This window comes from Microbacterium sp. KU4F, from assembly GCF_056868075.1.
Genome location: NZ_CP200324.1, coordinates 2379870 through 2392367, shown reverse-complemented (window position 1 = coordinate 2392367; position 12498 = coordinate 2379870). Strand labels below are relative to the sequence as shown.

At 70.1% G+C, this 12498-nt stretch carries 11 protein-coding genes and 1 pseudogene; 2 read left to right on the top strand and 10 right to left on the bottom strand.

Translation table 11 applies throughout. The features are described from left to right. Window positions 1-9: 9 nt before the first annotated feature. Together AC1VNH_RS12210 and AC1VNH_RS12205 are read left to right on the top strand one after the other, a co-directional pair. Window positions 10-1509 carry an aldehyde dehydrogenase family protein gene (locus AC1VNH_RS12210; RefSeq protein WP_483111653.1) on the top strand — a complete coding sequence of 500 codons (1500 nt, stop codon included), beginning with the start codon at window positions 10-12 and terminating at the stop codon, window positions 1507-1509. Continuing rightward, on the top strand, window positions 1506-2699 hold the full coding sequence (locus tag AC1VNH_RS12205; RefSeq protein ID WP_483111652.1) for a zinc-binding dehydrogenase: 1194 nt from the start codon (window positions 1506-1508) through the stop codon (window positions 2697-2699). Before AC1VNH_RS12210 ends, AC1VNH_RS12205 begins: the two co-directional genes overlap by 4 nt. Here AC1VNH_RS12205 and AC1VNH_RS12200 read toward each other — a convergent pair. From AC1VNH_RS12200 to AC1VNH_RS12155, 10 genes and pseudogenes are all read right to left on the bottom strand, one after another. Continuing rightward, on the bottom strand, window positions 2662-4149 hold the full coding sequence (locus tag AC1VNH_RS12200; RefSeq protein WP_483111650.1) for a benzaldehyde dehydrogenase: 1488 nt from the start codon (window positions 4147-4149) through the stop codon (window positions 2662-2664). The genes AC1VNH_RS12205 and AC1VNH_RS12200 overlap by 38 nt on opposite strands. A 92-nt stretch (window positions 4150-4241) precedes the next feature. Beyond that, entirely contained in the window at window positions 4242-5120 is an 879-nt protein-coding gene (locus AC1VNH_RS12195) for a sugar phosphate isomerase/epimerase family protein (RefSeq protein WP_483111649.1), read from the bottom strand. A gap of 25 nt (window positions 5121-5145) precedes the next feature. Further along, complete coding sequence (locus AC1VNH_RS12190) at window positions 5146-5928, bottom strand: SDR family NAD(P)-dependent oxidoreductase (RefSeq protein WP_234073889.1); 783 nt, start codon at window positions 5926-5928, stop codon at window positions 5146-5148. Between the two features lie 61 nt (window positions 5929-5989). Further along, window positions 5990-6970 carry a sugar ABC transporter substrate-binding protein gene (locus AC1VNH_RS12185; protein WP_483111647.1) on the bottom strand — a complete coding sequence of 327 codons (981 nt, stop codon included), beginning with the start codon at window positions 6968-6970 and terminating at the stop codon, window positions 5990-5992. Window positions 6971-7049: 79 nt separating this feature from the next. Next, window positions 7050-8042: an ABC transporter permease gene (locus AC1VNH_RS12180; RefSeq protein ID WP_243226510.1), complete on the bottom strand. Its 993-nt coding sequence runs from the start codon at window positions 8040-8042 to the stop codon at window positions 7050-7052. Between the two features lies 1 nt (window position 8043). Further along, a complete protein-coding gene (locus AC1VNH_RS12175; RefSeq protein WP_483112748.1) occupies window positions 8044-8280 on the bottom strand; it encodes a hypothetical protein in 237 nt (78 codons plus the stop codon). A 215-nt stretch (window positions 8281-8495) separates the two neighbouring features. Continuing rightward, window positions 8496-9572, bottom strand: a pseudogene (locus AC1VNH_RS12170) (sugar ABC transporter ATP-binding protein); the annotation flags it as partial. Beyond that, window positions 9569-10651 (bottom strand): zinc-dependent alcohol dehydrogenase, encoded by a 1083-nt coding sequence (locus AC1VNH_RS12165; protein ID WP_483111645.1) that lies wholly within the window; start codon window positions 10649-10651, stop codon window positions 9569-9571. The pseudogene AC1VNH_RS12170 and the gene AC1VNH_RS12165, both read right to left, overlap by 4 nt. After that, window positions 10648-11613 (bottom strand): transketolase family protein, encoded by a 966-nt coding sequence (locus AC1VNH_RS12160; protein ID WP_344231142.1) that lies wholly within the window; start codon window positions 11611-11613, stop codon window positions 10648-10650. The genes AC1VNH_RS12165 and AC1VNH_RS12160 overlap by 4 nt, the downstream gene beginning before the upstream one ends. Continuing rightward, a complete protein-coding gene (locus AC1VNH_RS12155) occupies window positions 11613-12449 on the bottom strand; it encodes a transketolase (protein WP_483111644.1) in 837 nt (278 codons plus the stop codon). Before AC1VNH_RS12155 ends, AC1VNH_RS12160 begins: the two co-directional genes overlap by 1 nt. Window positions 12450-12498: the final 49 nt, after the last annotated feature.

Sequence of the window (12498 nt, the reverse complement as noted above, 5' to 3'; positions counted from 1 at the left end):
GAGTACCTCATGACCCTCACCGATCCCACATCCACCGTCGCCCGCGCCGGCGAGCCCTCCCGCGGGCAGCTGTTCATCGGCGGCGTCTGGCGCGACGCCTCCGACGGCGCCGTCATGGACGTCGTCTCCCCCGCCACCGGCCGCAAGGTGGGCGACGTCGCTCGAGCGACGACGGCCGACGTCGACGACGCCGTCGCCGCCGCGCGAGCCGCCTTCGACTCCGGCGTCTGGTCCCGCCTGTCGAGCAGGGAACGCGCCCGCATCCTGCAGCGCGCATACGCGCTCATGCGCGAGCGGACGGAGGAGCTCGCGCAGGCGGAGAGCCTGGATGTCGGCAAGCCCATCACGTTCGCGCGCATCATCGATGTCAACAACGCTGCGGAGCTCTACGAGTTCTACGCGAGCCTCGGGCACCATCTCGACGGCGATGTGCGCGAGACGACCGGCAACAACCACGCCTACGTGAAGCGCGAGCCGATCGGGGTCGTCGCGGCCATCACGCCGTTCAACTTCCCCCTCATCCTCTCGAGCTCCAAGATCGCCCCCGCCCTCATCGCCGGCAACACGGTCGTCCACAAGCCGGCGAGCGACACCCCCCTCTCGGCCCTCATCATCGCCGACATCCTGCAGGAGGCGGGTGTGCCCGACGGGGTCTTCAACGTCGTGACGGGGCCCGGAGCCACCCTCGGCGACCACCTCGTCGGCCACCCGGACGTCGACAAAGTCGCCTTCACCGGTTCGACGGAGATCGGCGCCCACGCGGCGGCCATCGCCGGACGCACGCTGAAGCCGTTCACCGCCGAGCTCGGCGGCAACGCGGCCAACATCCTGTTCGCCGATGCGGAGCTGAACGCGGCGATCAACACGGTCATCTCGGCCTTCGTGTTCAACTCCGGCCAGTTCTGCATGGCAGGCCCGAGGCTTCTCGTCGAACGCCCGCTCTACGACACCGTGCTGGGCATCCTCGCCGATGCTCTGCCCCACGTGCCGTTCGGCGACCCGGCGGATGAGGGCACCGTCATCGGACCGCTCGCCAGCGCCAACCAGCTCGAGAAGGTCGCGGCGATGGTGGATCGCGCCCGCTCGGCGGGGGCACGGATCGTCACGGGCGGCGAGCGCGCCGATCTGGGCGGCGGCTTCTTCTACCGCCCGACCGTGATCGCCGATGTGCCGAACGACGCCGAGGTCGTGGCCGAAGAGGTCTTCGGTCCCGTCCTGACCGTGCAGCCCTTCGACACCGAGGAGGAGGCGATCGCCCTCGCCAACTCGACGCCGTACGGACTGGCCTCCGGCATCCAGACCGCTGATCTCGCCAAGGCGCACCGCGTGGCCGCGCGCCTGGATGCGGGCATCACCTGGGTGAACGGCTGGGCGCTGCTCGATCCCTCCGTCCCGTTCGGTGGCGTCAAGGCCTCCGGTTGGGGGCGCGAGAACGGACCCGAGGCGATGGCCTCGTACCAGCGCACCCATTCGATCGTCTTCAATCTCGAGACGGGAGCATCGGCGTGACCGCGGGCCGCGCGGCCATCCTGCAGGACGGCTCTCTGCGGGTCGAGGATGTGGAGTACGGGGCGCCGGGTCATCGCGAGGTGCTCGTGCGGCTCGTGGCGACCGGGCTGTGTCACACGGATCTCGGCGTGATCGCCGGCGGCATCCCGTTCCCGACCCCCGGCATCATCGGGCACGAGGGCGCGGGCATCGTCGAACAGGTCGGGGCGGGGGTCGACTCCGTGGCGCCCGGCGACAAGGTGCTGCTGAGCTTCACCTCGTGCGGCGCGTGCAGAGGATGCGGGGGTGGGCATCCCGCCTACTGCGAGACCTGGCAGGCGCGCAACCTCTTCGGCCTGATGCGCCCCGACGACTCGGGCACAATCACCCGCAACGGCCTCCCGGTGGCCGGCCACTTCTTCGGGCAGTCCTCGTTCGGCACCTACGCGATCGCCGACGAGCGCTCCGTCGTCGCGGTGGATGCGGATGCCGACCTCACGGTGCTCGCGCCGCTCGGATGCGGCATCCTGACGGGCTTCGGCTCCATGTGGAACGTACTGGACCCGGGCCCCGCCGACACCGTCGCGGTCTACGGCTCCGGCGCGGTCGGACTGTCGGCGATCATGGCGGCAGCGCACCGCGGACCCGCCGCACTCGTCGCGATCGATCTCGTCGACGAACGGCTCACGCTCGCACGCCGGCTCGGTGCGACCCACACGATCGACGCCGGCACCGAGGACGTCGCGGCGCGCCTCGCCGAGATCACGGGCGGGCACGGCGTCGACCTGAGCTTCGACACGACCGCGAGCCCCCGCGTCGCGCGCGGCGCCCTGGACGCGGCCGCCATCCGCGGCACGGTGCTCGTCTGCGGAGCACCCCCTCCCGGCACGGAGATCCCGGTGGACATCCAGGGCATCCTGACCGGAAAGGTGCTGCGCGGCGTGACGATGGGGGACACGCTGCCGCAGCAAGCTCATCCCGGAGCTCGCCCGGCTGCACGGCGAGGGCAGGCTGCCTCTGGAGCTGTTGGAGAAGACCTACGCGCTCGACGAGATCGAGCAGGCCGTCGCCGACATGCACCACGGCGTGACGGTCAAGCCGGTCATCGTGTACTGACGCGTCGACGAACGGATGCGGGCGACCCCGCGAGGGGACCGCCCGCATCCGTGAGCGTCAGAGCGGGTACTGTCCGGGCTCGCGGCGCATCGTGATCCAGCGGGTCTCGGTGAAGGCGTCGATGTTCGCCTGCGCACCGCCGTGGCGGGATCCCGTACCGGAGGCGCCGACACCGCCGAAGGGCGAGTTCGCCTCGTCGTTGACCGTCTGGTCGTTGATGTGCACGATGCCGGTGGGGATGCGCTTGGCGAGGTCGTACGCCTTCATGGCGTCGCGGCTGACGATTCCCAACGACAGCCCGTAGTCGGTCGCCGCGGCCAGCTCGACGGCCTCGTCGTCGGTCGCGAAGGAGACCACCGAGGCGACGGGGCCGAAGACCTCGTCGCAGTACGCGGCCGCATCCTTCGGCGGATTCGCCAGCACCGTCGGGCGGTAGAACAGCTGCTCGTAGGTACCACCGGCCGCGAGGCGGGCGCCTTGGGCGACGGCGTCCTGCACGAGCGTGTGCACGCGGTCCCGCTGCGTCTCATCGATGAGGGGTCCGAGGTGCACCTGCCCTGCGGCCGGGTCGCCGACGACCATCGAGTCCGCCTTCGCCGCGAGCTTCGCGACGTACTCGTCGAAGAGCGACTCGTGGACGATGTGGCGGCCGACCGTCATGCAGATCTGCCCCTGGTGCAGGAAGGCGCCCCATGTGGCCAGGTTGACCGCCTGGTCGACGTCGGCGTCCTCGCGCACGAGGAAGGCGGAGTTGCCGCCGAGCTCGAGATGCGCGCGAGTGAGGTGACGGCCGGCGAGCTCTCCGACGGCGCGCCCGGCACGCGTCGACCCCGTGAAGGCGACCACGCGCACGTGCGGGTCGGCCACCATGGCTTCGCCGACCTCGGCGCCGCCGGGGAGGAGCTGCAGGATGCCCTTCGGCAGACCGGCCTCCTCGAAGATGCGCACCATCGAGACACCGCCGGTCACGACCGTGCGGGGGTCGGGCTTGAGCAGCACGGCGTTGCCGAGCGCGAGAGCCGGCGCGACCGCGCGGATGCCGAGGATGAGCGGGACGTTGAAGGGCGAGATGACGCCCACGACGCCCACGGGGATCTGCTGGGCGAGCGAGAGGCGCGGCTCCTCGCTGGAGAGGATGGTGCCCAGCGGCGCCGAGGGCAGGGACGACGCCTCGTAGCACTCGGCCGCGGTGACGTGCAGGGCGAAACCTGCGAGCGGCGGGATGGCTCCGACCTCGCGGATGTTCCACCCCATGATCTCTTCCGCGTGCCGCTCCCATAGCTGCGCGGCCTTGCGCAGCACGGCCGCGCGAGCCGGATGCGGCGTGGCCGCCCACTCCTGCTGCGCGCGTGCGGCGGATGCGGCGGCGCGCGCGACGTCCGCGGCATCCGCCATCCCGACCTGCACGAGCGTCTCGCCGGTGGCGGGCTCGATGGAGGCGATGGCGCCTCCGCCGCCTTCGACCCACTCGCCGTCGATGTAGATGCGCCCGGCGAAGACGTCGGGATCGATCAGGGTGGCGGTGTCCTGCGTTGCGGTCGACATCGGTGTCACCTTTCCGGGCTTCCCTGCCCTATACGTATGAATACATCCTGAGCGACGCGGGGTCCGCGCGCAATGGGAGGGGTGCTCCCGGTTCAGCCCGTCGCGCGGGCCAGGCGGTGTGACCTGCGGCCCGGGATGCTCTCCGCCCAGCCGCGCCGGATGACGCCGATCGCGTCGCGCGCGAGGGCGAGACCGTCCGCGTAGGGCGCGCGCCAGATCGAGAGCACATCGGCGGCGCCCCCGGCCAGCGGCCGCGAGAACGCCTCCACGCCCCATCGGCCGCGGTAGCCCGCATCCAATGCCTCCCGCACGAGGGCGGGCACATCCACCGCGCCGTGCTCCAGCGGGCCGCGGCCCGACTGGCCGAGCTCGAGGTAGCGCAGCCGCGGCATCGCGGTACGGACCGCCTGCACGGCGTCCGCCTCCTCGATCGCCATGTGGAAGCTGTCCAGGTGCACGCCGAGGTGGGCCGAGCCGCTCGCGGCGACGTAGTCCATGGCCTGCGCGGCCGTGTTGATCGCCGCCTCCTCGTAGCGGTTCAGCACCTCGAAGGTCATCTGGACGCCGCGTTCCGCCGCCTCGTCGGCCACCGACCCCACCGCCCGCGCGCTCTCGGCGAGGAGGGCGGGGGCGACCGGCTCCGACGGGCGACCAAAGAGCCCGTAGGGCACCCCGTTCAGCTGGTCGGCCCCGAGCCGCTCGGCGAACCGGACGCTCGCGCGCAGCAGCTCGACCCCCGCCCGACGCACGTCGACGTCGGGCGAGGAGACGTCCGCGTCCGGAGCCTGGCCGCACATGGCGATCGGCAGCATCCCGGTCCGCACGAACGCATCGGCGAGGGCGTCCACGTCGGTGGAGGCGGCATCCAGCGGCGGGAGGACAGCGCGTCGGTAACCCATCTCGCGCAGGTCGTGCAGGACGGGCACGAGCTGCGCCGGGGCCAGCTGGGCGTGATCGCCGAGAGGTGGCACGCGAGATCGAGATCCATGGCGCGCCTCAGAACACCGGCAGATCGAGCCGCTGCTTGAACACCGAGTAGCCGTCGTCGACGCTCACGACGGTGCCGTTGATGGCGTTCGCCTCGTCGGAGGCCAGGAACGCCACGACGTCCGCGATCTCCTCGGGGGCCGTGAGCGCGTTGCGCATCTGCTCGGCGGCGAAGGTCGCCCGCAGCTCCTCGCTAAACTGGTTGATGATCGGGGTCCCGACGCGCCCGGGGGTGATCGCGACGGCGCGGACGCCGTACTGCGCCAGTTCGTAGGCGGCGGAGCGGGTGAACGAGATGACGGCGGCCTTGGCGGCGCTGTACGAGAACGAGAGCTCAGCGGCCTGCTGGCCGTAGATCGACGACGTGCTGATGATGACGCCGCCCGTCCCCTGCTTCCGGAACTGCCGACCGGCGGCGAGGATGCCGTAGTAGACGCCGTCCTGATCGATGCGGATCATCGGCGCGTAGTCGACCTCGGGGTCGTGCTCGAGCAGCGGCTTGCCGCCCGCGATCCCCGCGTTGTTGAAGATCACGTCGAGCGAGCCGAACACCTCGACCGTGCGGGCGACGGCGGCCTCCACATCCTCATAGCGGGACACGTCGGTGCGCACGGCCGCGACCGAGCCCGTGAAGCCGAGGCCCTCGAGCTCCGTCACGACCTGGTCGGAGCGCGCCAGGTCGACGTCGGCGATCATGACCTTCGCGCCCTCGCGGAGGAACTTCTCGACGGTCGCACGACCGATGCCGCTGCTGCCGCCCGTGATGAGGGCGGTCTTCGATTCCAGTCGCATGTGCGACCTCCATCCATGTCTGGGGTGGGGCGGGGTGCTCTCAGCACCCCGCCCCGAGGGGTCAACCGAGCTTGTCGGAGGGGGTGATGCTGTCCGCGTTGTCGACGGTCACGAGCGTCGTGGCGACCGCGTCGAAGCGGGAGGAGGGCAGCGTGCCGTCCTTGCGGTAGGCCTCGATGTCCCCCACGACCGTGTCGAGGATGCTGGGCCAGGGCTGCTCGATGGTCGCCAGGAAGGGCCCGCCGGCCTTGATCGCGGCGATCGCCTCGCTCGTCGCGTCGACGCCGGTGACCTTCGCCTTCGAGCCCGCCTCGCTGACGGCCTGGGCGGCGCCGAGCGCCGCGTCGTCCCAACCGACCCAGACGCCGTCGAGGCCGCCGGGGTTCGCGGACAGGTAGTCCGCGACGAGGGACAGCGCCTCGGTGCGCCCCGTCGCCGGGGAGGCCACCTTCTGGATGTCGCCGCCGGCGATGTTCGCGCCCGCCGCGGTGAGCGCCTTCTCGGCGAGGCTGGCCCGCAGCCGGATGCCGGGGTGCGGGTCGTGCCCGATCACCATGATGTTCTTGCCCTTCAGGCCTCCCAGCGCCTCATCCAACGCCCCGACGGTCTGATCGACGATGCCCTGCTGATCGGCGGTGACGTTGATCGCGAACGCGTCGTTCTCCTCGGTCGCGGAGTCGATCGCGAAGATCGGGATGTTCGCGTCCTTGGCGGCGGTCACGATCGAGCCGATCGAGGCGACGTCGGTGTAGCCGTCGAAGATCGCGTCGGCGCCCTGCCCGATGGCGCTCTCGACCGCGGGATTCATCTTCTGGAAGTCGAAGTCGCCCTGGATGACCGTGAGGTCCCAGCCGAGCTCGTCTGCCTTGTCCTGCACGGCCTTGACCCACCAGGCACCCACCGGGGTCTGGTTGCCGGAGGTGAAGGCGATCACCTTGAACTTGTCGTCACCGCCGCCTCCCGAGCCGCCCGACGAGCATCCGGTCAGGACGAGGGCCGCTGCGGCGGCCACGGCCGCGAGGGCCTTGAATGATGTGCGCACGTGTTACTCCTTTGTGTTCGTGCCGTTGTGATGGTGCGCGGTCGCGGGGCGACCGCTTCGGGAAAGCGGATGCGGAGCGTCAGCGCTCGCGGTGCCGCAGCGACGACAGCGTCACCGCGGCGATGATGATGAGGCCGGTGACGACCTGCTGGACGTAGGCGTTGACGCCGAGGATGTTCAGGCCGTTGCTCATGACGCCGATGATCGCGACGCCGACCATGGTGCCGCCGAGGTTCGCGGCGCCCGAGCGGACGACCGTCATACCGAGGAAGACGGCGGCGACGGAGAACATCATGTTGTCGCTGCCCTGCACGGCGCTCGCGCTGCCGAGGCGCGCCGCCAGCAGCACGCCGCCGAGCGCCGAGATCGCCCCGGCCGCCGTGAACGCGATGAGCCGAGCCCGCCGTACGTTGATACCGGACAGGCGCGAGACCTCGACGTTGCCGCCGGTCGCGTACCAGCGCCGACCCATCGTCGTGAAGCGCAGGACAAACCACAGCAGCAGCGAGATGACGATCGCGATGTAGACCGGGATCGGGATCTCGAACAGCTTCCCCTGCCCCATGGAGTTGAACTCCGGCGGCAGGTTGAACAGTGTCGTCCCCGCGGTCACGAGGTAGGCGAGACCCACCACGGAGGTCATCGTGGCGAGTGTCGCGACGAAGGCGGAGAGATTCACGTAGGCGATCAGCAATCCGTTGACGAGCCCGACGAGCAGGCCCACCAGGATCGCGACGGCGACCGCGACGGTGACGGGGACGCCGTTGATCATCATGGATGCGGCGACCGCGCCCGCGAGCGCCGACGTGGCACCCACCGACAGGTCGAAGTCGCCGACGACCATGACGATGGTCTGCGCCCCGGCGATGATCGCGAGGATCGACACCTGGTACAGGATGTTCTTCACGTTCGTGAACGTCAGGAACACATCGGGGCGCATCGCGAAGAAGAAGACGACGAGCACGATGAGGGCGACGACCGTGCCGCCGTGGAGGAAGATGCGCCCGAACGACTCGGCGCGCGCGGTCACGATGCTGCGCGTGGTGAGCGTGGGGTCCGTGGTGGTGGCCATGTCACTCTGACTTTCCGTAGCAGTAGGAGAGGAGCAGTTCGTCGTCGGCCTCCGCCGCGGCGACCTGTCCGGAGATGCGGCCCTCGTGCATGATGACGACGCGGTCGCTCATGCCGATGAGCTCGGGGAGTTCGGAGCTGACGGCGATCACGGCGGTGCCGGTCGCCGCCAGGCGGCGGATGAGGCGGTAGATCTCGGCCTTGGTGCCGACGTCGATTCCGCGCGTGGGCTCGTCCATGAGCAGGACTGCGGGCTGACGCTCGAGCATCTTGGCGAGCACGACCTTCTGCTGGTTGCCGCCGGACAGCTCCCCACGCTCTGGCGGGGGCTGCGCGCCTTGATCTGCAGATCCGACATCCCACGACGGGCGATGTCGGCGATGCGCGCCTGGGACACGACGCCGACCGAGCTCACCGAGGAGAGGTTCGCGATCGTGATGTTGTCCTGGATCGACGCGCCCAGGATCACGCCCTGGCTGCGGCGCTCCTCGGGAACGAGCGCGATGCCCGCGGCGAGCGCGCGACCCACGCCGGGCGAGCGCGGCAGCACCTTGTCCGCCACGGCGATCGTGCCGGCCTGATGCTTCTGCGCTCCGGCGAGGATGCGCAGCAGCTCGCTGCGCCCTGCGCCGGCCAGACCGCCGATGCCGAGGACTTCACCCGCCCGCACCTCGAACGACACGTCCCGCACGCGGCGACCGGTGAGGCCCTCGACGCGCAGCACGACGTCTCCGCCGCCCGAGCCCCGTTCGGGATAGAGCTGACCCGCCTCACGGCCGACCATGAGGGAGATGACCTCGTCGATGTGCGAGTCGGCCACATCCTTCGTGATGATGGTCTCGCCGTTGCGCATGATCGTCAGCCGGTCGCACAGCTCGAAGACCTCCTCGAGGCGGTGCGAGACGTAGACGATGGCGACACCCCGCTCGCGCAGGGATCGCAGCACCGCGAACAGATCGGTGATCTCGGTGTCCGTGAGCGACGCGGTCGGTTCGTCCAGGATGAGCACCCGCGCGTCCGTGGCGAGGGCGCGGGCGAACGCCACCATCGTCTGCTGCACGGGCGACAGGTCGCCGGCGAGCTTGCCCAGCGGGATGCGCTGGTTGATGCTGTCCAGCTGCTCCTTCGCCCGCCGACGGAGCTCCCGCCAGTTGACGACGCCCCCGCGGCGCGGCGTCTGCTCGCCCAGCAGGATGTTCTCGGCCACCGTCAGCGACGGGATGATCGACAGCTCCTGGTAGAGCGCGACGATCCCCTCGCCACGGGCGGTGCGCACGCTCTGGAACTCGACCTCCTGGCCCGAGCGCAGGATGGTGCCGCCGTCGGGGGCGTACAGCCCCGTCACGACCTTGATCAGCGTGGACTTGCCCGCGCCGTTCTCGCCGAGCAGGGCGTGGATCTCACCGGGCAGCACCGACAGCCGGGCGCCCTTCAGGGCGTGGACGCCGTCGAAGCGCTTGACGATGTCGCGGGCTTCAAGCGCGGGAGCGGTCTCCACCGGGGCGGCTTCGCGTTCCAGCGCGGTGGTCATGACAGTCCTCCGAGCCTGGCCTCGTCGTTGCAGGCGATGATGACCTTCGGATAGCGCCCGGTGAGGTGCGCCTCGAAGGCCTCCGCGGCCTGCTCGAGTGGGAAGACGGCCTGGGTGAACTCGGCCAGGTCGAGGTGCGGCAGCAGGTTCAACGCGCGCGGGAACGCGTACGGCGAGACGAACACGCCGGTGAGTGTGAGCTCCTTCAGGTAGAGGTAGTCCGAGATGTTCAGCGGCAGCTCGTAGTCGCTCGGGTACATCGCCCCGTAGATGACCGTGCCGCCCTTGGCCGCCAGATCGAGCAGCCCTCGGGTGGCGCGGGTCGATCCCGACGCGTCGATCACGACGTCGTAGCCGCGCCCCTCGGTGAGCTCGTCGGCGACCGCGGCCTGGTTCTCGCTCGTGGGGTCGATCGTGTACTGCGCCCCGTGGCGCCGGGCCATCCCCCGCCGGTCCGCGATCGGCTCGATCATCGTGAGCGCGGTCGCGCCGTAGCGGGCCATGACCTGGACCGTGAGCTGCCCGATCGGCCCGCCACCGCAGACGACGACACGATCGCCGACGCGGATGCGGGTCTTGTCGGCGATGCGCACGGCGACGGAGGTGGGCTCCAGCAGGCATCCCTCGAGCAGGCTCACGCTGTCGGGCAGGCGGTAGACCTGCGACTCGTGCCAGGTCACGGTCTCTGCCATACCCGGGCGGTTGTAGTCCTGGATGTGCTCGCAGAACTGCTGACGTCCGTCCTGACACGGTCGACACGAGCCGCAGAAGCGGAGGAAGTTGCCGGCGACACGGTCGCCGACGCGGAGACCGCCGCGCCCGGCACGCTCCCCCAGCGCCTCGATGACGCCGGAGACCTCGTGTCCGAGGCCGATGGGGACGTCGGTTCCGAAGAAGCCCTCGGCCAGGTGCGGGTCGGACCCGCAGATGGCGGCGTAGGCCACGCGGATGCGGACATCCTCCGGGCCCAGCTCGGGCTGGGGCATGTCGACGACGCCGATGCGGCCGCGGGCGGCCTCGTCGGGATCGCGCAGATTGCCGATGCGCGTGACGGCGACGGTGCGCATGGTCGGGCTCATCCCTCGGCCGCGATCACGCGACGCAGCGCCGCGGTCGTCGCCGACAGCCCGTAGCCGTACTTGTCGCGCAGCTGCTCGTCCTCGCCGAAGCCGGCGTAGACCTGCGGGATCCCGAGTCGCTCGAACGCCGTCAGACGGATGCCGCGATCGGCCACCACGTCGGCGACGCGGGTGGCGAGTCCGCCATAGGCGAGGTGATCCTCGAGCACGACGAAGCGCCCTCCGGTCTCGGCCGCGGAGCGCACGATGAGCTCCTCGTCGATCGGCTTCAGGGTGAACATGTCGACCACGCGCACCGAGCGGCCGTCCGCAGCCAGCTCGTCCGCGGCATCCAGCGCCTGCGCGACGGTCGTACCGTGCGTGAAGATCGTCGCGTCGGTGCCCTCCCGCGCCACGATCCCCTTGCCGATGCGCACCTCATGCTGACCGGGCTCGTAGAGCACCTTGTCCTTCTTGCCGACGGCGAGGCGGATGTAGATGGGTCCCTGCATCGTCATCGACTGCCGGATGATCTCGCCCACCATGAGCGGGTCGCCGATCGAGGTGACGGTCATGTTCGTCAGGGCGCACATGAGCGCGAGGTCCTCGACCGCGTAGTGCGTCGATCCGCCGTTGCCGACGAGTCCTCCGTGCGTACCGATGATCTTGACCGGGAGGTTGGGGTAGCAGACGTCGGTGCGCACCTGCTCGAGGGCGCGCATGCTGAGGAACGGGAGCATGCCGGAGACGACGGGGATGTTGCCGTCGTAGGCGAGGCCGGCGGCGATCCCGACGCACGCCTGCTCGGCGAGTCCGACATCGACGAACCGGTCGGGAAAGGTGTCGCGGAACTCGACGAGGGTCGCACCGATGTCCGGGGTGAGCACCCACAGGTTCTCGTATTCGGCGCCGAGCTCCGCGAGAGTCGAGCCGATCACCGATCGCGCTCCGAGGAACTCTCCGAAAGTGAAGGTCACAGGCATCAGACGGACTCCTTCTCACGCGAGGCGGTGAGCGCCGCGAGGGCGCGTTCGAGGTCGGCGGCGCCGAGCGATCCGGCGTGCCAGGCGAGGTTGCGCTCCATGAAGTCGACGCCCTTGCCCTTGATGGTCTCGGCGATGATGACCGTCGGCGTCTCACTGTCGGGCTCGGGCAGCGCGTCGAGCGCCTCGACCAGTTGGCCCATGTCGTGGCCGTCGATGTGCACGACGTTCCACCCGAAGGCGCGCCACTTGTCCGGGTAGGGCTCGAACGCCACACGCTCCTCCGCGAAGCTCGTCATGAGCTGGCGGTTGCGGTCGACGAAGGCGACGAGGTTGCCGAGGCGGTTGCTGCGAGCGGCCATGACCGCCTCCCAGACCGAACCCTCGCCGGTCTCCCCGTCACCGAGGAGGGTGAAGACGCGGTGGGCGTCACCGCGGTGACGGGCACTGAGCGCCATGCCCACGGCGAGGGGAAGGCCGTGGCCGAGCGAGCCCGTCGACGCCTCCACACCCGGCAGCTGCACCTTGCACGGGTGCATGCCGTATGCGCTGTCGAGCTGGCCGTAGGTGTCGACGATGCCTTCGTAGGAGAAGAAGCCGCGCATCGCCATCGCGATGTACATGCAGACGGCGGCGTGACCCTTGCTGAGCACGAAGCGATCGCGCTCGGGATTGGCGATGTCGGTCGGGTCGACGTTCAGCCCGTAGTGGAAGAGAGCGGTGAAGATGTCCGCCGAGGACAGGTCTCCGCCGATGTGGACGGCGCCTTCGTAGGTGCCGCACAGCTGCAGGAGCTTGCGCCGCAGCTCGAACGCCAGATCCTCCAGCTCGGCCATGTTCGGACGGTCGTCCGTCTGCAGGGGGAACTGCTCATCATGCCTCCTC

Bases quoted from the DNA above. Each gene is read 5' to 3' on its own strand.
- AC1VNH_RS12200 (WP_483111650.1), bottom strand. From the start codon at position 4,149: ATGTCGACCGCAACGCAGGACACCGCCACCCTGATCGATCCCGACGTC.
- AC1VNH_RS12190 (WP_234073889.1), bottom strand. From the start codon at position 5,928: ATGCGACTGGAATCGAAGACCGCCCTCATCACGGGCGGCAGCAGCGGC.
- AC1VNH_RS12180 (WP_243226510.1), bottom strand. From the start codon at position 8,042: ATGGCCACCACCACGGACCCCACGCTCACCACGCGCAGCATCGTGACC.
- AC1VNH_RS12165 (WP_483111645.1), bottom strand. From the start codon at position 10,651: ATGAGCCCGACCATGCGCACCGTCGCCGTCACGCGCATCGGCAATCTG.
- AC1VNH_RS12175 (WP_483112748.1), bottom strand. From the start codon at position 8,280: ATGGACGAGCCCACGCGCGGAATCGACGTCGGCACCAAGGCCGAGATC.
- AC1VNH_RS12160 (WP_344231142.1), bottom strand. From the start codon at position 11,613: ATGCCTGTGACCTTCACTTTCGGAGAGTTCCTCGGAGCGCGATCGGTG.
- AC1VNH_RS12210 (WP_483111653.1), top strand. From the start codon at position 10: ATGACCCTCACCGATCCCACATCCACCGTCGCCCGCGCCGGCGAGCCC.
- AC1VNH_RS12155 (WP_483111644.1), bottom strand. From the start codon at position 12,449: ATGGCCGAGCTGGAGGATCTGGCGTTCGAGCTGCGGCGCAAGCTCCTG.